The 18157-nt window shown below is 69.4% G+C and carries 16 protein-coding genes; 10 read left to right on the top strand and 6 right to left on the bottom strand.

Annotated elements, in window-relative coordinates:
* Positions 1-103: 103 nt before the first annotated feature.
* Positions 104-1384: an MFS transporter gene (locus ACWC91_RS24545; RefSeq protein ID WP_450644238.1), complete on the top strand. Its 1281-nt coding sequence runs from the start codon at positions 104-106 to the stop codon at positions 1382-1384.
* Here the strand turns inward: ACWC91_RS24545 and ACWC91_RS24540 are convergent.
* Positions 1353-1883, bottom strand: coding sequence for a LexA family protein (locus ACWC91_RS24540; RefSeq protein ID WP_450644236.1), 531 nt, complete (start codon positions 1881-1883; stop codon positions 1353-1355). The two genes, ACWC91_RS24545 and ACWC91_RS24540, sit on opposite strands and share 32 nt — an antisense overlap.
* On the opposite strand from ACWC91_RS24540, the gene ACWC91_RS24535 reads away from it, so the two are divergent.
* From ACWC91_RS24535 to ACWC91_RS24520, 4 genes are all read left to right on the top strand, one after another.
* The gene (locus ACWC91_RS24535; protein WP_450644234.1) at positions 1821-2909 is read left to right on the top strand and encodes an Lrp/AsnC family transcriptional regulator; all 1089 of its coding nucleotides are present in this window, start codon (positions 1821-1823) and stop codon (positions 2907-2909) included. The genes ACWC91_RS24540 and ACWC91_RS24535 overlap by 63 nt on opposite strands.
* A 168-nt stretch (positions 2910-3077) precedes the next feature.
* Complete coding sequence (locus tag ACWC91_RS24530; protein ID WP_450644232.1) at positions 3078-4571, top strand: amidase; 1494 nt, start codon at positions 3078-3080, stop codon at positions 4569-4571.
* Positions 4572-4586: 15 nt separating this feature from the next.
* Positions 4587-4838, top strand: a complete 252-nt coding sequence (locus ACWC91_RS24525; RefSeq protein ID WP_141365569.1) for a hypothetical protein — start codon at positions 4587-4589, stop codon at positions 4836-4838.
* Positions 4835-6262: a sodium:solute symporter family protein gene (locus tag ACWC91_RS24520; RefSeq protein ID WP_450644230.1), complete on the top strand. Its 1428-nt coding sequence runs from the start codon at positions 4835-4837 to the stop codon at positions 6260-6262. Before ACWC91_RS24525 ends, ACWC91_RS24520 begins: the two co-directional genes overlap by 4 nt.
* Before the next feature lie 176 nt (positions 6263-6438).
* On the opposite strand, the gene ACWC91_RS24515 is transcribed toward ACWC91_RS24520, so the two are convergent.
* On the bottom strand, positions 6439-7965 hold the full coding sequence (locus ACWC91_RS24515) for a malonate--CoA ligase (protein WP_450644095.1): 1527 nt from the start codon (positions 7963-7965) through the stop codon (positions 6439-6441).
* Between the two features lie 16 nt (positions 7966-7981).
* On the bottom strand, positions 7982-9376 hold the full coding sequence (locus ACWC91_RS24510) for a malonyl-CoA decarboxylase domain-containing protein (RefSeq protein WP_376505776.1): 1395 nt from the start codon (positions 9374-9376) through the stop codon (positions 7982-7984).
* Between the two features lie 163 nt (positions 9377-9539).
* Here ACWC91_RS24510 and ACWC91_RS24505 point away from each other — a divergent pair, with 163 nt between their 5' ends.
* Positions 9540-10217 (top strand): GntR family transcriptional regulator, encoded by a 678-nt coding sequence (locus ACWC91_RS24505; protein ID WP_225080752.1) that lies wholly within the window; start codon positions 9540-9542, stop codon positions 10215-10217.
* 271 nt (positions 10218-10488) lie between these two features.
* On the opposite strand, the gene ACWC91_RS24500 is transcribed toward ACWC91_RS24505, so the two are convergent.
* Positions 10489-11025: an EF-hand domain-containing protein gene (locus ACWC91_RS24500; protein ID WP_225080751.1), complete on the bottom strand. Its 537-nt coding sequence runs from the start codon at positions 11023-11025 to the stop codon at positions 10489-10491.
* Positions 11026-11178: 153 nt separating this feature from the next.
* Positions 11179-12381 carry a sodium:calcium antiporter gene (locus ACWC91_RS24495; protein WP_281157200.1) on the bottom strand — a complete coding sequence of 401 codons (1203 nt, stop codon included), beginning with the start codon at positions 12379-12381 and terminating at the stop codon, positions 11179-11181.
* Positions 12382-12532: 151 nt separating this feature from the next.
* On the opposite strand from ACWC91_RS24495, the gene ACWC91_RS24490 reads away from it, so the two are divergent.
* The 3 genes from ACWC91_RS24490 to ACWC91_RS24480 all read left to right on the top strand — a co-directional run bounded on the left by ACWC91_RS24490 (position 12533) and on the right by ACWC91_RS24480 (position 15214).
* Positions 12533-13273, top strand: a complete 741-nt coding sequence (locus ACWC91_RS24490) for a transposase (protein ID WP_450644092.1) — start codon at positions 12533-12535, stop codon at positions 13271-13273.
* 797 nt (positions 13274-14070) lie between these two features.
* A complete protein-coding gene (locus tag ACWC91_RS24485; protein ID WP_376505771.1) occupies positions 14071-14628 on the top strand; it encodes a hypothetical protein in 558 nt (185 codons plus the stop codon).
* Positions 14629-14656: 28 nt separating this feature from the next.
* Positions 14657-15214, top strand: a complete 558-nt coding sequence (locus ACWC91_RS24480; protein ID WP_450644090.1) for a hypothetical protein — start codon at positions 14657-14659, stop codon at positions 15212-15214.
* 1358 nt (positions 15215-16572) lie between these two features.
* Here ACWC91_RS24480 and ACWC91_RS24475 read toward each other — a convergent pair.
* Positions 16573-17163, bottom strand: a complete 591-nt coding sequence (locus tag ACWC91_RS24475; RefSeq protein ID WP_450644088.1) for a hypothetical protein — start codon at positions 17161-17163, stop codon at positions 16573-16575.
* A 363-nt stretch (positions 17164-17526) separates the two neighbouring features.
* Here ACWC91_RS24475 and ACWC91_RS24470 point away from each other — a divergent pair, with 363 nt between their 5' ends.
* The gene (locus ACWC91_RS24470; protein ID WP_225080897.1) at positions 17527-18141 is read left to right on the top strand and encodes a TetR/AcrR family transcriptional regulator; all 615 of its coding nucleotides are present in this window, start codon (positions 17527-17529) and stop codon (positions 18139-18141) included.
* The last annotated feature ends 16 nt before the right edge of the window (positions 18142-18157 follow it).

Genomic DNA, 18157 nt, shown 5'->3' with positions numbered 1-18157 from the left:
ATGTCATGCCCATGGCTTCGGCGAATGTGGCGTTCTCCTCCGCGTGAGCGGCCGGCAACACCTTGGCCGTCCCCTCCCCCACTCAACGAAAGACCCCCACTTCGTGACCGTCTCCTCCCATGAGGTCCAGCCGGCCGGCCGACACGCTGCCCTCCCCGCGGGCAGCCTGTTCCGGCGCGTCTACACACCCCGCGCCTGCGACGCCCTCGCCTACTCCATGGCGACCTATGCCATGCCGCTCGTCGTGCTGGCCACCACCGGCTCCGCCTCCCTCACAGGCCTGGCCTTCGCACTGGAATGGATACCCCGGGTAGCCGCGTTCGGCATCGCCGGCACCCTGGTCGACCGCAGCGGCGCGGCCATCGTCTGCTTCATCGCCTCACTCGCCCGCGCCCTGCTGGTGGCAGGCGCCGCTGCCGTGCTGATCGTCCTGCCGCCGGGTACGGCCGAGACCGTCACCGTCATGGCACTGGCCGCTGTGACCGGGGCCCTGACACAGTTCAGCTTCATCGCCAACGAAGCGGTCGGCGCCGTCGTGAGCCGGCAAACCCAAGGACAGTCCCACAAAGTGCAGTCGGCGCTGATCGGCATCGACCAGACGGCCACCCTCATAGGCCCCGCGCTGGGCGGCGTCCTGATGCTCACCGGCCCGACGCGCATGCTCGCGTGTCTGAGCGTGCTGTCCTTCGCCTCCGCCGCACTCGCCCTGCAGACCCCGCCCACTCCCCTGCGCGCCGCACGCCGTGGCGGACCGGCGCCGGGCGGTGGTCTGCGGGAAGGATGGCAGACCCTGCGCTCCCTGCCGTCCCTGCGCCGACTGGTGGCCGGACTGGCCTGCTCCAACCTCATGCTCGGTCTGGTGCAATCGGCCAGCCCCATCCTCGTGGAGGACCGCTTCGGCCACTCCGCGGCCGCCGTCGGCGCGCTCTGGTCCATCGCCGCGGCCGCCACCCTGGTCGCAGTCGCCTGCTGCCGCGCCGGCCTTGACCGGCTCGGCCTGTGGGGGGTCGGCGCCATCAGCGCAACCATCGCAGCAGCCGCCTGCCTCGCCGTGCCCCAGGCCCCCTCCTACACCGGCTACGTGACCCTCATAGCTCTCTTCATGGCCGCCGACGGAGGACTCACCATCGTCCTGCGCACCCTCCGCTCGCAGGTCATCCCACCCGCGGCCTTCGGCACCACCCTCTCCCTGACCATCCTGCTCCTGCTGCTGCCCTTTCCCCTCGCAGGCATCCTGCTCGCCCTCACCCCGCCGCCCTACCTGAACAGCCTCATCGGAGCATGCGCCCTGCTGCAGGCACTCACCCTGCTCGTCACCTTCCTACGACTGCGCAACGACCCCGCCCTCCGAGTCAGGACATCGCCACCCCGCAACGAAACCTGACCCGCCATTCAGCCATCGAAACGCCAGCTCGACGACAAGCAGGCCGGTCCATTCCGGCCCGTATAGCGGCCCGTCCAGGACCCCGGCAGCACCCTCGCCTGGAGCCCAGACTGCAGGTATTCCAGCCGCGGCCGTCTCGTACCAGCGCGCCGGACCGCTCCAGGTCGGCCAGGTGATGGGCGACCGACGCGGTACTGCGCATCCCGACGGCGTGGGCGAACCGCCGCGCCGACGGGCCCTTGCCCCTGTCTTCGATCCACCGCCTGATACAGCGCGGGATCTCCTCTCCCGCTCGGTCACTCAGCCACCACCCCGGGACCGACGCCGAACACCCCCAGAAGATCACCTTCAAACCACGTCGGTGGATCGAGGCTTGGCCGAGCCGCAGCGCCAGACGCCCCTGGGTAGGGGGTTGCCCGGAGTTAGGGTCGTTCCCGTGACGTACCCAGTACCGGCCACGCCGGCCACCTCGACCGCCCCCGCAGCCCCGCCCGCGCATCCCTCCACGCATCCGAGCGTGCCCGCCGGCGCGCACGGTGGCGCGCCCAGTGGCCCTCTCGACGGGCTCGACCGGCGGATCGTCGCCGCTCTGCAGATCGATGGGCGGGCCTCGTGGCGGCGGATCGCTGGGGCCCTCGGGGAGCCCGAGCGGAAGGTGGCGCGGCGCGGGTTGCGGTTGCTGGAGAGCGGGGACGTCGCCGTGCGCGGGCTTGTCGTGCGGGGGGAGACCGTGATCCTGCGGATGACGTGCCGGCCGGGCGCCGTGCGGGACGCGGCCGTGGCGGCGGCCCGGCGCGCTGACTGCATCTTCTCGTACGCGCTCGCCGGGCCGGTCGACTGCGTGGCCGAACTGCAGTGTCCGCCGGGCCGGTTGGCGCCGCTGATGCTCGACGAGGTACCCGCGCTGCCGGGGCTCGTCTCGCAGAGCGTGTCACCGGTTCTGCGGTATTTCCGCACGGTGCACGAGTGGTCGCCCGGGATCCTGGACGCCGGGGAGGTCGAGGCGCTCGGAGGGCCGTCCGGGATCGTCGACGGGCTCGCGCTCCCGGACATCGAGGTCGGGCCGGAGGAGCTGGCGATCCTGGGGGCGCTCGCCGAGGACGGGCGGCGCACGCACGAGGACCTGGCGGCCGTCGCCGGGGTGTCCGTGGCGACCGCGCGGCGCCGCGTGGAGACGCTGACGCGGGAAGGCCTCGTGAGCATCCGGGCCGCCGTCGAGCCCGCGCTGCTCGGCCTGCCGGTCGAGGCGCTGCTGTGGATCAAGGTCAGGCCCGACGAGGTCGAGAAGGTGGGCCGGCTGCTCGTCGAGTCGCCGCTCGTGCGGTACGCGGCCGTCGTGATGGGTGAGCATCAGCTCCTGGTCGACGTGACGCAGCCGTCGAAGGCCGCGCTGCACGCGTTCCTCACGGCCTCGCCGTGGGTGCGGCACGTGGAGGCCGTGCAGTCCCATCTGGTCGTCGAGTCCTTCAAGCGCAGTGGTGTCGAGTTCCCGGGCACCGGCCGCATCCCTTCGTACCGCGACTGAAATCTTCACCATCGACGGTCCAACGTCTTAAAACTTCATCACAGCCAACCTATTGACTGAAAGGGTCAGTAGCTTCAGTGTGGTGCACCACACGCGTCGCGCCTCGGCCACCGGCCGGATCAGCATCACCGCGGCGACGCCCACCGTGCCTGCTGCCCTAGGACTGCCATGCCCGTTGCTCCCGGCCCCGTCGCCCCCAGCCTCGTCGAATCCGTCGAACCCGCCGCATCCGGCCCCGCCGTCCCCGGCCGGGACGAGATCTGCGTGCTTGACGCCGTCGACCTCGCGGCCCGCATCCGCCGTGGGGAACTCTCGGCCCGCGAGGTCGTCCAGGCCCACCTCGACCGCATCGAGCGTCACAACCCCGCCGTCAACGCGATCGTCACCCTCGACTCCGAGGGCGCGCTGGCCGCTGCCGCTGCCGCCGACGAGCGGCAGGCACGCGGCGAGGAGCTCGGCCCGCTGCACGGCCTGCCCATCGCCTTCAAGGACACCCACCTCACCCGCGGCATGCGCACCACGCACGGCTCGCCGCTCTTCGCCGAGCACGTCCCGCACGAGGACGAGCTCCTCGTGCAGCGCATCCAGGGCGCGGGCGCCATCCGCATCGGCAAGACCAACGTCCCCGAGTTCGCGGCCGGCTCGCACACCTTCAACCCCGTCTTCGGCGCGACCCGGAACCCGTACGACATGACGCGGTCCGCAGGCGGCAGCAGCGGCGGGGCCGCGGCCGCGCTCGCCGCCGGGTTCCAGCCGCTCGCCGACGGCAGCGACATGGGCGGCTCGCTGCGCAACCCGGCGTCCTTCTGCAACGTCGTCGGCCTGCGCCCCACCCCCGGCCGCGTCCCCTCGCACCCCTCCGGCAACCTCTGGGACACCCTCGGCGTCGCCGGGCCCATGGGTCGCACCGTCGCCGACACCGCGCTGCTGCTGTCCGTCATGGCCGGGCCCGACCCGCGCGTCCCGATCTCCCTCGACGAGCCGGGCGCCGGCTTCCGCGCGCCGCTCGGGCGGAACACCGCCGGGCTGCGCGTCGCGTTCGCCCCCGACCTCGGCGGCCGGGTCCCCGTCGACCGCGACGTGCGCGACGTCTTCGAGCGCCAGGCCAAGGTCTTCGAGGACCTCGGCTGCGTCGTCGTCGAGGACTGCCCCGACCTGGACGGCGCCGAGGACGTGTTCCGCACGCTGCGCGCCCACGAGTTCAACCTCGGTCTCGGCGCGCTGCTCGACAGCGACCGCGCGTCCCTGAAGTCCAGCCTCGTCTGGAACATCGAGGAGGGGCGGCGCCTGACCGGCGCCGACCTCGTCCGTGCCACCACCGGTCACGCCCGTATCCACCTCGCCGCCACCGCCTTCTTCGAGCGGTACGACGTGCTGATCGCCCCGGTCAGCCAGGTCACCCCGTTCGCCATCGAGTCGGAGTACCCCACCGACATCGAAGGGGAGCCGCAGCGCACCTACCTCGACTGGATGCGCTCCGCGTACTTCGTCACCGTTCTGGGCTCACCCGCCCTCTCCGTCCCCGCCGGCTTCACTCCAGCCGGCCTTCCCGTCGGCCTCCAGATCGTGGGCCCGCCCCGCGCCGAGAGGACCGTGCTCGAGACCGGTGCCGCCTACGAGGCCGCCACCGGGCACGGACGCCGTCGCCCCTCCCTCCCGTAGCCGTATGGAGCCCCGATGAGAAAACCGCACGTCCTCTGGGCCGTCGTGCCCGTAGTGGCTTTCCTCAGTACACCGTTCCTGCCTTTCGTCAACGGCCCGCACCTCTGGTTCGGCATTCCCTCCGTCCTCGCCTGGTGCCTGCTGTGGACGGTTGGTACGACGGCTTCGCTCGCGCTCGTCGAGCACTTCGCTCACCACGCCGATGAGGACGACGAAGACGACGAGGACGACGTGACGCGCGACGCGTACGAGGAGGTCGCCGCGTGAACACCACCATGGCCATCACCCTGGTCGGCATCGTGACCATCGCCGTCGTCGGCATGAGCGGGCGCCGGCCGAGCCGCGGGGAATTCGGCGAATGGACCGTGGGGAAGCGCAAGTTCTCCACCTTCACCACCTGGTTCCTGCAGGCGGGCGAGTCCTTCACGACCTTCAGCTTCCTCGGTCTCGCCGGCATCGCCTTCGGCGGCGGCGTCGCCGCGGCCTTCGCGCTGTGCTATCTCGCGATCAACTTCATCCTGCAGTACTTCACCGCGCCCCGCATGCGTGAACTGGGCCGCAAGGGCGGCTACTTGACACAGGCCGACTTCTTCGCCGACCGCTTCCGCAGTCCCCTGCTCGGCAAGGTCGTCGCCGTCGTCGGCGCCGTCTTCCTGCTGCCGTACCTCCAGCTCCAGATCACCGGGCTCGGGCTGATCGTGCAGCTCGCCACCGGCAGCCGTACGGGCGGCAACCTGAGCATGGTGCTCGCCACCGTCCTCACCGTCGCCTTCGTCCTGTGGTCCGGCATCCGCGGCATCGCGCGCGTCGCCTACCTCAAGGACGCCCTGATGATCGTCGGGCTCGTGGTGCTGATCGTCGGCGTGGCACTGTCCGTGAACGGCGGCATCGGCGGCCTGTTCGAGACCGTGCGGGACAGCCACCCGAACTTCCTGACGTTCCATCAGGAAGGTTACGACGCCACGTTCTTCGTCACCGCCGTCATCATCTCCGGCATCGGTGGCGGACTCGGCACCATGGCCCATCTGTGGCCGCCGGTCCTCGCCGCCGGCAGCGGGCGCGCGCTGCGCAAGAACGCGGTCTGGCTGCCGCTCTACCAGATCGCACTCGGCATCCCCGTGATCGTCGGGTTCGCCGGAATCCTGCTGGTGAAGCCGGGCTCCCCCGCGAACGCCGTCGCCTTGACCCTCGCGGGCCAGACCCTGCCCGGCTGGCTCGTCGGCATCGTCGCGGTCGCCGCGGCCTCGGCGGCGATGGTGCCGTCCGCGGCCATCGTCGTGGGCATCTCCAGCCTGCTGTCCCGCAACCTGCTCAGCGTCCGCAACGAACGCGCGCAGCTGCGCACCAACCACCTGTGCGTCGTCGCGGCCGCCGGCCTCGCCCTCGTACTCGGCCTGACCAGGCCCGGGCTCCTGTCCGACCTGCTGCTGCTCACCTACGGAGGCCTCACCCAGCTCGCCCCGGCGATCGTCATGGGCCTGGCGAAGAAGGTCCGTCTGGACGCGGTGCCCGCGCTGCTCGGCATCCTGACCGGTGTCGGCGTCCTGGTCTGGCTCACCTTCGGAGGCGTGGACGTCGGCACGTTCGACACCGGGCTCATCGCCCTCATCCCGAACCTGGTGGTCACGGCCGTCGCCCAGCTCATCGTACGGTCCCGCTCCCTCGCCCCGGTCCCGGCCGAGGCCAACTGACGGGCCGCCGGGCGGCGCGCGGTGTCGGGCCGCGCGCCGCCCGGCAGTTCATCGCGCTCTCAACTCCCCTACGGGGTCCGGCTTTCACCGTTTCGGTGAGCCGCGGACACGAAGTGAAGGGCCGTCTCCATGACGGCCCTTCACTTCGTGTCCGCTCCTGTCAGACCCGCTGCGGATCAGGCGTTCGAGTCCACGAACAGGTCCTGATAACGCTTGCGCAGCTCGGCCTTCTGCACCTTCCCCATCACGTTGCGCGGCAGCGCCTCCTCGACGCGCACGGCGCGCGGGTGCTTGAACCGGGCGAGGTCGCCGGCGATGAACTTCAGCAGTTCGCTCTCCCGGGGCTCCTGGCCCGGCGCCGGGACGACGACAGCCACGACCGTCTCCCCGAAGTCCGGATGCGGGACACCGATCACGGCGGACTCCAGCACCGTGGGGTGGGCGTCGAGCAGTTCCTCGATCTCCTTCGGGTAGATGTTGTAGCCGCCGGAGATCACCAGGTCCTTGCCCCGGCCGACGATGCACAGATAGCCGTCCTCGTCGATGCGGCCCAGGTCACCGGTGATGAAGAAGCCGTCCGCACGGAACTCGGCCGCCGTCTTGTCGGGCAGTTGCCAGTACCCGCTGAAGACGTTGGGGCCACGGACCTCGATGCTGCCGACCTCGCCGTCGGGCAGCGCCTGTCCGGACTCGCCGTCCACCACCCGGATCTCCGTGCCGGGCAGGGGCTTGCCGACGGTGCCGGGCTTGCGCGGGCCGCCCTCGTACGGGTTGGTGGTGTTCATACCGGTCTCGGTCATCCCGTAGCGCTCCAGGATGGCGTGGCCCGTACGGGCCTCGAAGGCCTCGTGGTCGCTCGCGAGCAGCGGGGCCGAGCCGGAGACGAACAGCCGCATCGAAGCGCAGGTCTCCGGGGTGAGCCGGTCGTGCTTCACCATCCGGGTGTAGAAGGTGGGCACGCCCATGAGCACCGTGGCCCGGGGCAGCAGATCCACGACCGTCTCCACGTCGAACTTCGGCACGTAGTACATGGAGGCACCGGCCGCCAGCGTCATGTTCGCGGCGACGAAGAGCCCGTGGACGTGGAAGATCGGCAGGGCGTGGATCAGCCGGTCCTGGTCGGTGAACTGCCAGGCTTCCAGCAGCACCTGGCAGTTGGAGGCGAGATTGCCGTGGGTCAGCACCGCGCCCTTGGAGCGTCCGGTGGTGCCGGAGGTGTAGAGGATCGCCGCCGGGTCGTCGGCCGACGCGTCGACGACCTCGTCATGGCGGCCGTCGCCCTCCAGCAGGGTGCCGTCGCCCTTGGTGCCGAGGGTCTCGACGACGAGGTCCTCCCCTTCGCGGTGCGCGTGGTCGGCCCGCCGCTCCGGGGAGCAGACCAGCACGCGCGGCTCGGCGTCGCCGATGAAGTACTCCATCTCCGCACCGGTGTACGCGGTGTTGAGCGGCAGGAAGACGCCGCCGATCTGCAGCGTCGCCAGATACAGCGCGATGGCCTCCGGGGATTTGTCCACCTGCATGGCGACCCGGTCACCGGGGGTGACACCGTCGGCGACGAGCCGGGCGGCGATCCGCCCCACAGTCCGCGCCGTCTCGCGGTAGGTGATCCGCCGACCGTCGGGCAGCTCGAAGAGCGCCTTGTCCGGCTGCCGCTCCACCTGCTCGGCGAAGGACCGGCAGATGGTGGTGAAGGGTGGTGCCATCAGGGGTGTTCCTCTCTCATCGATCGTTTGAGGCGGTAGAGGCGGTGGAGGCGTCCCTGGCACGGGGCACCTCGGCGGCCTCGGGGAAGGCGTCGCGCAGCGGTCCGCCGAGGGCGACGGCGCCGCGGCGGACGAAGTCCTCGTGCCGGCGCTCCAGCTGCCCCGGCTCGTAGCGGTAGTTGATCATCGCGCCGTACGACTGCCGCCAGGCTTCGGCCGAGCTGTTCGCCGGCCAGTTCAGCTGCCAGGCGGCGGCTCCGTTACCCAGGTGGAAGCGGGCGACCGGATCGAGGGGGCGTCCGTCCTCGCGCCGCTCGACCGCGATGTACCGGGCCAGGGCGGGAAGGAGCCGGGCACGGATCCGTTCGGCGTCCGCCGCGCCAAGGTCCGCCGGCCCCTCCAGGGCGTCCAGCTCACGGACGAGCAGCCTCAGCTCGGCGTCCCGTCCGGCCTGCTCACCGAGCCAGCGCCGGAATCCGGGGAGGGGTGAGAGCGTGACGAACTGCGTCAGATGGGGCAGTTGCCCACCCACCTGCTCGATGACCTGCTTGATGAGGAAGCTGCCGAAGGAGACTCCGGCCAGGCCGTCCAGCGCGTTGTTGATCGAGTAGAGCGCCGCCGTGTCCGCGTCCGAAGGGCTGAGCGCCGGGCCGGGCTCCAGCAGCGGAGCGATACGGTCCGGCAGGCCGCGCACCAGAGCGACCTCCACGAAGATCAGCGGTACCTCTCCGGTGGCCGGATGGAAGAACGCATAGACGGCACGGTCCTCCGGCTCCAAGCGACGGCGGAGCTCGGCACTGCTCTGCATCGGGTGGACCTTCTCGCCCTGCATCAGGTGCTGGTGCAGCTCCTTCGGTGCGTCCCCGGTGACCTCCGCCATGCGGAGAAAGCCTCGGTTGAACCACGAGGTGAGCAGGTGGTGGAAGTCATGGTCGAGGGGCCGCAGCTCGGGGTGCCGGTGCGTCAGCCGGCGCAGGTCCGCGCGCATCTCGACCAGGGCGAGCGTGGCGTCCGGTGCGTGGTTCATCCGGCGGAGCAACTGCTGGCGGGCCGGCTCGACCACGTCGAAGAGGCGGACCAGCTCCTCCTCGCCCCGGGACCCGGCGCTGCGGGCGTCCTCCCAGCGGCGGTAGGCGGCACGGACCTGATCGGCGTCGGCGTCGTAGGTCTGGGTGATGTGGCTGAAGAAGGCCCGCCTGCCGTCGTCGTCGAGCTCGTCGTAGGCGGCGAGAGCCCTGGCCGCGACCGCGCGCATCGAGGCTTCGCCCACGTCGCTCATCAGGACTTCGCAGGCGGCGAGCAGCTGGTCCAGTGGGGAGTCCAGAGGCTCTCCGGCCGCCGGATCCGTGCCACGCCGCCGCCCGAGAGCCTGGAACAGGTCGGTCAGCAGCCAGCCGTCGTGACGTTCCATGTCCGCACCTTCCGTACGCCGCTGGTCTCGCTTGCCTCTGGTGTCGCCCCCGGCTTTAAATCCATGACCACGGGCGATATATATAACAGCGCTACCGTAGGACACATCGAGGCGCGTGCACCACCCCTGCACCCCCGGATAACCTGATCGCTCGGAGGTGCACATGGCCCGGGTCCCGGAATCCCAGCGCGTTCGCGACGCACTCGAGAACGCTGTCGTCGACGGTCACTACCGTCCCGGCGAGCGTCTGGATCCTGCGCGGCTCGAGCAGGAGTTCGGCTGCTCTCGCACGCCGATCCGGGAAGCCCTCCAGGCCCTGGAGCGCTCCGGACTCGTACAGATCCGCCCCAAGCAGGGCACGTACGTCACCGAGCTGAGCGTCTCCGAGCTGGCCGAGCGCTTCGAGGTCATGGCCGAGCTGGAGGGGATGGCGGCGCGGCTCTCCGCCCGCCGGATCGACCGGGAGGCGCTGGACGACCTCGAACGCGCCCTGCAGGAGTGCGAGAGCCATGCGGCGGCCGGCGACGCGGACCGCTACTATTACGCCAATGCCCGGTTCCACGGCATCGTCTACGACTCCTGTGGCAACGAGTACCTGCGGCTGCAGGCCCACGCGCTCAAGCGAGCCCTGCAGCCGTACCGGCGACTGCAGCTGCGCGTCCCGGACCGCATGCGCCGCTCCCTGGCCGAGCACCGCGAGATCGCCGACGCCATCACCCGTGGCGACGCCGAGACGGCGGAGAACGCCGCCCGCGACCACGTACTCGTCCAGGTCAAGGAGTTCAGCCAACTGGTGCGGACATGGCGACAGTTGACGGAGCCGGCGCGCGACGCCGGATGAGCGCACCGCCGCCAGGGGCCACGGCTCTGATATCACGCACTCCCGACCTCGATCACCATCCCCAGGACGCGGTGGAGATCGCCCGGCTTCAGCGACCACTTCCACGCCGCTTCACTGCCGACTTCCAGTGCCGAAAGCCCACGATGATCGACCTGATAGGGATGAGGCCCGATCGTCAAAGACGGCTACGGAACACACCGTGGCCCGGAGAGCGGGGTGGGACCTTCCCCGCTCTCCGGGCCATCTGGTGTTCGGCATCTTCCGGTTCAGCTCAGCGCCCCAGCGGTGGCACGTCGATCTCACCCAGGTGGTAGGCGCGGACGGCCTGAACCAGCTCGTCGACGGAGAGCTGGTCGCCGTTGGCGTGCATCTGGCGGAATGCGTCGGCCGGGTCGATGTTCTCGACCCCCATGGCGTCCAGCCAGGTCTTGAACTCGGTCGGGCTGATCTGGTCGTCATCGTCCACGTCCGCCAACTCGATCATGGCCTGGATGGTCGGTTTGATGACCTTCCCGAAGTCTGCGCCGCCATTCTCCAGGACGTGTTCCTTAACGATGTCGTTGAACTGCTCGGGGGTCAGCCGGCCGTTCTCCTTGTCGATCCCGGCCTTGTCGGCGAAGAAGTTCCACATGCCCAGGTAGGCGTTGCTCAGCGCACGGCCCTTCGGGGAGCCGGGATTTTCGCCGAAGGCCTGCAGGATGCGCTTGGACTCGGCGTCGCAGTCGGACTGGTCGATGCGGCCGTCGCCGTTCACGTCCCAGCTCTCGAAGCGCTTCTCGATCCGGTCGAGCTGCACGGAAGTGGTCATCTCGGAGATCTCCAGGTGGTTCGTCCGGGCGGGGCCGGTCCAGGGGCAGGGCCAGCGGTGGCACCCGGGTGCATCTGCGAAGTGCCGTCACCCGATCGGGGCGGGCACGGAACGTCACCTTGCCTACACTGTCAGCGATTGCGAGTCACGCACCTATTGCCAACCGAGTGATAGGGGGCGGGCAGATGCCAGATCCGCGTCGTCGTTGTCGGGCGCGGGCGCACCCGGGACCGCCGGCGCCTCGATGCCCGGTCGCCGCGCGTCGTCGGAGCCCGGGGCATCGTCCACGGGAACCAGCCCGAACACGGAGAAGCTGATGGCCCAGTAGGCGATGTAGGCCACCAGCAGCACCACGCCGTGCCAGCGCCTGAGGTGCCCGGTGAGCAGTGCGTATGCGGCGAACCCGTTGATCACCACCAGGGCCGGCAGGTGCCAGCTGAAGATCTCCGGGGTGATCACGAGCGCGCCGCCGGCCAGGGCGATGATGCCCACCTTCGCAGTCACCGAGAACACGACGCTGCCGATGACGTTGCCGACACCGATCGCGGGCGCGCCTCGCCGGGCCGGCTCCGCGGTCAGGAAGATGTCCTCCAGGGAAAGCACCAGCGTCGCGATCGTCGCACCGAAGACAGTGCCGCTGATCGCGAAGTTCTCCACGATGCCCTCGGTTCCCTTCGTCATGGTCCAGGCGCCGACGACGATTCCGGTCAGCGCGAGGATCGCCAGCCCGAGCAGCATCCACCCCGGCCGGCTGGCCGACTTCGTCGCGCCGACCTGGCCGGTCTCGTAGAGGCCACCGGAGCCATGGTCCCGATCCCCGGTGCCACCACCTGGGCCCCCGGCCGTTCCGGCGGCGACGCCGACGAGTTCGGGACTGTCCACCGCTTCGAGTACTTCCGCGCTCCTGAACGTCGGCACCGCCCGACGGGACTCGCGATAGGCGATGTAGGCGACGAACAGCAGGAACAGCAGGACGAGAACAATCGCGAAGACGGTCCCCAGCTCGCCGAACAGTGCCGGCCCGATCAGGATCAAAGGAGCGATCGCGAACAAGGCGATGTAGTCCTTCGGGATCTCCACCCGGCAGGGCGCGACGAGGGCAGCAATCGCGAGCACCAGGCCCGACAGCGAGATGACGGTTCCAAAGACGACGCCGAGCGCGACGTCTTCCAGTCCCTCAACGTTGAGCACCACACCGAAGGCGAGGTCGTCGAACTCGATCCCGGTGAACACAATGGCCAACAAGAACAGCGAGATCGCCAGGCCGCGCGCGGCGCCGACCAGGTAGGTGATCAGCTTCTCGGCACTGTAGATCAGCAGCGCCACTCCGGCGACGAAGATGAGGATGGACGTCATCCGATTGCTCCCCCTTGAGCAGAACGGACTGGCCAGGCCCCCCAGGGGCCTGGCCAGTGACAATCAATCGGAAGCTAGCAGGGATCAGGGCGAGTGACAGCCAGGCGCACTGAGGCACACCGGCCCCCGGGGCGTGCGCCCACCTGTGCTGGTGGTTGCCATCGACGGCACCTACCTGGACGTCGCCGACGATGCGGACGTGCTGGCCCGGCTGGGCAAGGGGGGCAACCAGTACACCGCCGCCTCCGGCTATCCGCAGGTCCTGCTGGTCACTTCGGTGGCCTGCGGCACCCGCGCGGTCATCGACGCGGTCTTCGGCCCCCGCAAACCCGGCGAGCCCGTCCTGGGACGCCGCCTGCTGCGCTCGACGCACCAGGGCATGGTCGTGCTGCTGGACCGGGGATTTGCCACCAACACCTTCCTTCAAGCTGCGGCCGGCACCGGTGCCGACTTCCTGGCCCGGCTCTCCGCAGTGCGCAAGCCGCCGGTCCTGCGCCGCTTCGACGACAGCTCCTTCCTGTCCGAGATCGGCACGGTTCAGGTCCGCATCATCGAATGCGAGATCACCATCGTCACCACCGCCGGGCGGCACAGCGGCTTCTATCGCTTGGCCACCACCCTGCTCGACCACCGGCGTTACCCGGCCTTCGAGCTGGTCAGGCTGTATCACGAGAGATGGGAAGTGGAGTCCGCCTTATTTGCAGTCAAGCAGTCGACGCTCGGCCGCCGTGTGCTGCGCTCCCGCACTCTGCCAGGCATCGCCCAAGAGATCTACGCCCTACTGACCGTCTACCAGGTGATAAGGATCGCCATCGCCGACGCCACCAGCACCCGTCCCCGGGGCCGACCCGGACCGGGCCAGCTTCAGCGTTGCTCTCCACACCGCCCGTGACCAGGTCATCCAGGCCGCAGGCGTAATCGCCGACACCACCATCGACCTCGTCGGCACCATCGGGCGCGCGGCCCTGAACCACCTCATGCCCACCCGGCGCCTACGCGTCAGCCCCCGAGCCGTCAAACGCCCGCTGTCCCGCTACGCCTACAAGAGCCTGCGCATCGACCGACGCACCTACGAAGCCACCATCAGCATCGACATCCTGCTGACAGCACCCATCAGCCCATAACTTCACGGCCTTGACCTAAAGGCGGGAGATTCCAGCCGTCGCCCGCTGGGATTCCTGCTTCACCGACGAGGGCCCCGTCCGGGTTGATCCGAGGGCCTTTCGGTCAGGGCGGCGACGTCGACCACGGTCACCTCGTTCGCCCGAAGGAACCGGGCGAGCTCACAACCGAAGGCACCGGTCGGTGATTGACACCATTGGCCGGCACCTGGCCACCGCTCCGTTCCTCAGCACCTCCGGCGTGACATGCACGCTGTCCGAGCACTCAGCCCCCGCCACAGTGACCCTGACCATCGGAAGGCGTACGGAGGAGCCAGGATCCGGCCTCCGACCACGAGCGGTTCCGATGCCGTCGGACCACAGAGCCAGCCCACTCCCTGCGGGCGACCGCGCGGACCAGCGGGAGCCGACTCGGGCCGCCGCCCCGCTTCCCCGTTGACAGCACGAAGCCGCGCCGGACGCACGTGACGCCGGTCGCCTGACAATCGCTCGCCATGGAGAGGGTCAACAGCAGGCAATTGGGAACGCGAACAGTGCACATCGCTACTCCCACGAGGAGCCTGTCCCCATGTCCACGGGAACCCTTCTGGCGATCATCATTCCGATCGTGGTGGTGCTCGCCCTGGCCGCTGTGGCGGTCTCACTCATAACGCGACGTCGTCACCTCCAAGAACGCTTCGGCCCGGAATACGAACGGACCGTCGAAGGATCCGACAGCCGGCTCGCCGCCGAGCGTGAACTCAGGGAACGCGAGAGGCGGCACGATTCGCTGGACATCAAACCGCTGCCCTCGGTCTCGCGTGATCGATACACACGAGAGTGGAGCAGCGTTCAGGACGAGTTCGTGGACCGGCCGCAGGACGCGGTCCACGACGCGGACCGGCTGGTGACCTCCCTGATGCACGACCGCGGCTACCCGACCGAGGGCTTCGATCAGCAGATGAAGGACCTCTCGGTGGAGCACGGGCGCACCCTCGAGCACTACCGTGCCGCACACGAGGTGGAGTCCCTCAGCCAGCGCAGCCAGGCGACGACCGAGCAACTGCGCAGTGCCATGATCCACTACCGCACAGTGTTCGACGAGTTGCTCTCCGACGGTGGCCGGGCCCAGCCCGCCCGTCCCTGACACCGCCCCCGACTTTGCTAGGAACGCCATGCACCGCAAAAACCCCACGGACCGCACCACCGGCGGCCTGACCACCGAGGATCTCGCGCAGCCCTCCGGCGCTGCCACCGGGACGGGCGCCACCACCGGGACGCCGGGAGAAACGGAAGAGGCCTCCCCGCGAGTCCCGATCTACCCGGGTGAGGGCACCGACGTGACGTCCGGGACGCGGAGCCGGGCCGACGAGGCCGGCGGGGACCGGTCCGTAGCCGGTCGCTCCGACGCTGAAACCGCCACCACGAGCCCCGCGGGCTCGCCGGACACCTCGGACGACGAGGCTCCGCAGCTCCTGACAAAGGAGGAGGACCAGGGCTTCCGCGGCCGCTGGCAAGAGATCCAGAACAAGTTCGTGGATGACCCCCGCGAGGCCGTGCACGACGCCGACGCCCTCGTCGCAGACGTCATACAGACCCTGGCCACCACGTTTGCTGAACACAAGGGGAGTCTGGAGGACCAGTGGGGGCAAGGTGCGCAGGTGGACACGGAGGAACTGCGCAGGGCTCTGCGGCGCTACCGCTCCTTCTTCAACCGGCTGCTCAGCACCTGAACCTCCTTCCTCCGAGCCCGGCCCAAACACCACACAAAGGGCCCTCGCACAGCGCACGGCCCGCGCCAGGATCATTCCTTGATGAGGTATGCCATGTGCCGGGACAGTGTCTTAGGCGGCCCCGGGTCAGGGCCGCCGATGATCAGTTCCGGCTGTACCGAGAGGGCAACCCTCAGGTTCACCAGGGGTGAGATTGCGTTCGCTCATGTCCGAGAAGCCTCCGGATTAGCAAGAACGCGCCTACTGCGATCAAGGCCGTCCCCATAAGGATCAAGGTCGCCCCGACGACGATCAGAGACGTCCCGATGAGGATCAGGAGTGCCCCAATGAGGACGAGCAGCGTCCCAATCATGAAGAGAAAGATCGCGAGGACGGTCACAGTGTCTCCTGTCCTCCCTCCCGCCAGGCTTCTTCCCCGCTCCCGTGCGAACACTCTGCTACACAGTGGTGAGGGCCCCCCGAACACGACCTCCTGCCTCCCCCATCTCGCCAAGGCTGACGGGGCTCGGCGAGGCTCCTACGGTGCACCGCAGGACGCTGGCGACACGTGGCGGTTCCGGGAAGCGGCCCGCAGACGGGCCTGAGGTTCCGTGTCGGCCCCGAGGGGGTGCACCTTCCGCGCGTGGCGGAACCAGCTGATCCGGATCGTCTGGCCGACGCGTGCTGTTCAGGAGCGGTGGGGAAGTCTGTTTGGGCCGTGCGGTACAGGCCGATAATGAGAAGCGCGGTGGAGCTCGCCCAAGGGAGCATGTCGGAAGGGTGCGCCGCGGGCCAGGCCCACCAGTGGGCTGCCTGTTCCGGTCCGTAGCCGAAGACTGAGACGGTCAGGGCGAGCAGTGTTGGGATCACTGTCGAAGCGTGGTTTCCGAGAAATGTTCTGCCGATGAGGGCGAGTCCGGTGCAAGAGGCCAGGTTGCGTACAGCGGATTCAGTGACGGAGCCATTGGCGCTGCTGATCCATCCTGCTGCAACCGGGACTGCCACAGCGGCCGTTGCTGCCACCACCGTGATGGCGAGGAGGGAATCGAGAGCGGCGATGCGTCGTACCGCTGTGGTCTCGATCGGGGTGGGCGTTCCGTAGCAGGCGTTGAGGGCGATGGCCGGTGCTAGGGCGCGTTTCAAATGTGCTGGTCGCAGCCAGCAACGAGTGGCTGTGACCAGCACTTTCGAAACGCACCCCAGCGTCAAGCATGTTGAGGTGTCGTGCATTCCTCATTGAGATCGGCATTGGCGTCACCGCGTGTGGTCGCCGAGAGTATCGGCCCCCGGTGCCGCCGGCTTCGATGACCAGCCGGGGGGGCGGTCTTGTCGTGTGACTGAGGGCCTTCGCGATGACGGGGGCTGACGCAGGAAACCTCTCACCGCTCCCCGGCAGTCGTCCGTCGCGCGCCGGTTCTACTCACAAGCCAGACGCCGAGCGCCGCCAGGAGGGCTGCCGCCAACGCGTACACCGGCAGCCAGAGCGTCGTCGTGGACGCCAGGCAGTCGTTGACGGCGTGCTGGCTCTGGTCGCTCGCGTACGCCAGGGCGTCGCTGCCGTGGCTGCCCAGGCCGCTCAGGGCGGCCTGCGCCTGAAGCGCCGCGTAGCCGCCCAGGTGGGCGCATTTGATGCGAGTGCCCGGCATCGGGAAAAACCAGGCCCAGCGCTGCATGGCGGGGGCCGCCGCGAGGGCCACGCACAGGCCGACGACCAGCGAGTAGGCCGTCAGGTTCCGCACGTATTCGGACCTCGCGCCGTGCGTGGGGGCCGGCGGGCGGGTGAAGGCGAGGATCAACGCGAGCAGTGTGACGCCGAGGTAGGCGGAGAACCACTGCCACGAGCCGGAGGAGAGCGCGAATGCGAGCACGCCGGCGAGTGCGGTGCCCAGCACCCCGGCCCGATTGCCGGCTCCCCGGTCAGTGCCGGTGGTGACGGAGTCCTGGGCGCCTGAGCGGCTGCGGTCGTCCATGCTCTCTCTCCTGCTTGGCTCCAGGCCACCAGTCTCCGGCCTCAGCCCCCTTCGGGCACTCACACCATGCCGTTCCGCCCGCCCTGCTCGCCCGGTTGGCGGGCGCGCCAACATGGCCACGGCCGAGGACATCGACAACGGCATGATTCTCGGTTGCGTCCACTCTATGGGCCCCTGCGGCTGCAGATTCGGCCCAGCGCGGCATCGCGTCCGGCTTTGAGGCTTTCCGGGCCGGTCTCGCACACCGGCACGGCGAGCCCCGCTCGGGCGCGGACTTCCGCGATTCCGCTGCCCATATCGGTTCGCCCCGGAACGCCTGTCAACCCGAATTGAGTGTTAACTATCAGTTGTTAAGGTGGGGACATGCCTGCTGGTACCCCCCGAGCGCTGCGTGCCGATGCGGCACGTAATTTCGACAAGATCGTCCGGTCGGCGCGTGAGGTATTCGCCGAACACGGGCCCGACCCCTCGCTGGACGAGGTCGCCCGGCATGCAGGGGTGGGGATCGCGACGCTGTTCCGTCACTTCCCCGACAAGGGTGTGCTGCTGCGCGCGGTGTTGGACCAGCAGTTCTCCGAACAGGTGCTGCCCGCGGTGGAGCGGGCGGACCGGGACAATGACGTGCGGCGCGGTCTGACGCAGGTGTGGGAGGCGGCGCTGTCGTCGGCCGCCGACGCCTACAACCTGCTGACCGCGGCCCGCGGCGCCGGAGTGCTGACGCCGGAGGTCGGTGACCGGTTCTTCGACGCGCTGACCCCGCTCATCGAGCGGGGTCAGCGGGAAGGCGTGGTGCGCGACGACCTGGTGCCGGAGGACCTGCGCCGCCTCATGACCATGCTGGTGAGCGTGCTGTGGACGATGGATCCGGGTGAGGACGGGTGGCGGCGCTATGTGGCGCTGGTCGTGGACGGCCTCTCGCCCGTCGCGGCGCGTCCTTTGCCGTGCGGGGCTCCGGCGCTGCGGCGCCCGGAGGCGTGAGGGCTGTCCGGACGCC

The organism is Streptomyces sp. NPDC001204 (genome assembly GCF_053598035.1).
Note: the sequence above shows the minus strand (reverse complement) of the source record. Positions and strands in the feature narration are given on the sequence as shown.

What these genes read in the sequence shown, in the direction of transcription:
- ACWC91_RS24540 (WP_450644236.1), bottom strand. Translation starts at nt 1,883, where the DNA reads ATGCGCGGGCGGGGCTGCGGGGGCGGTCGAGGTGGCCGGCGTGGCCGG.
- ACWC91_RS24530 (WP_450644232.1), top strand. Translation starts at nt 3,078, where the DNA reads ATGCCCGTTGCTCCCGGCCCCGTCGCCCCCAGCCTCGTCGAATCCGTC.
- ACWC91_RS24525 (WP_141365569.1), top strand. Translation starts at nt 4,587, where the DNA reads ATGAGAAAACCGCACGTCCTCTGGGCCGTCGTGCCCGTAGTGGCTTTC.
- ACWC91_RS24515 (WP_450644095.1), bottom strand. Translation starts at nt 7,965, where the DNA reads ATGGCACCACCCTTCACCACCATCTGCCGGTCCTTCGCCGAGCAGGTG.
- ACWC91_RS24510 (WP_376505776.1), bottom strand. Translation starts at nt 9,376, where the DNA reads ATGGAACGTCACGACGGCTGGCTGCTGACCGACCTGTTCCAGGCTCTC.
- ACWC91_RS24505 (WP_225080752.1), top strand. Translation starts at nt 9,540, where the DNA reads ATGGCCCGGGTCCCGGAATCCCAGCGCGTTCGCGACGCACTCGAGAAC.
- ACWC91_RS24500 (WP_225080751.1), bottom strand. Translation starts at nt 11,025, where the DNA reads ATGACCACTTCCGTGCAGCTCGACCGGATCGAGAAGCGCTTCGAGAGC.
- ACWC91_RS24495 (WP_281157200.1), bottom strand. Translation starts at nt 12,381, where the DNA reads ATGACGTCCATCCTCATCTTCGTCGCCGGAGTGGCGCTGCTGATCTAC.
- ACWC91_RS24485 (WP_376505771.1), top strand. Translation starts at nt 14,071, where the DNA reads ATGTCCACGGGAACCCTTCTGGCGATCATCATTCCGATCGTGGTGGTG.
- ACWC91_RS24480 (WP_450644090.1), top strand. Translation starts at nt 14,657, where the DNA reads ATGCACCGCAAAAACCCCACGGACCGCACCACCGGCGGCCTGACCACC.
- ACWC91_RS24475 (WP_450644088.1), bottom strand. Translation starts at nt 17,163, where the DNA reads ATGGACGACCGCAGCCGCTCAGGCGCCCAGGACTCCGTCACCACCGGC.
- ACWC91_RS24470 (WP_225080897.1), top strand. Translation starts at nt 17,527, where the DNA reads ATGCCTGCTGGTACCCCCCGAGCGCTGCGTGCCGATGCGGCACGTAAT.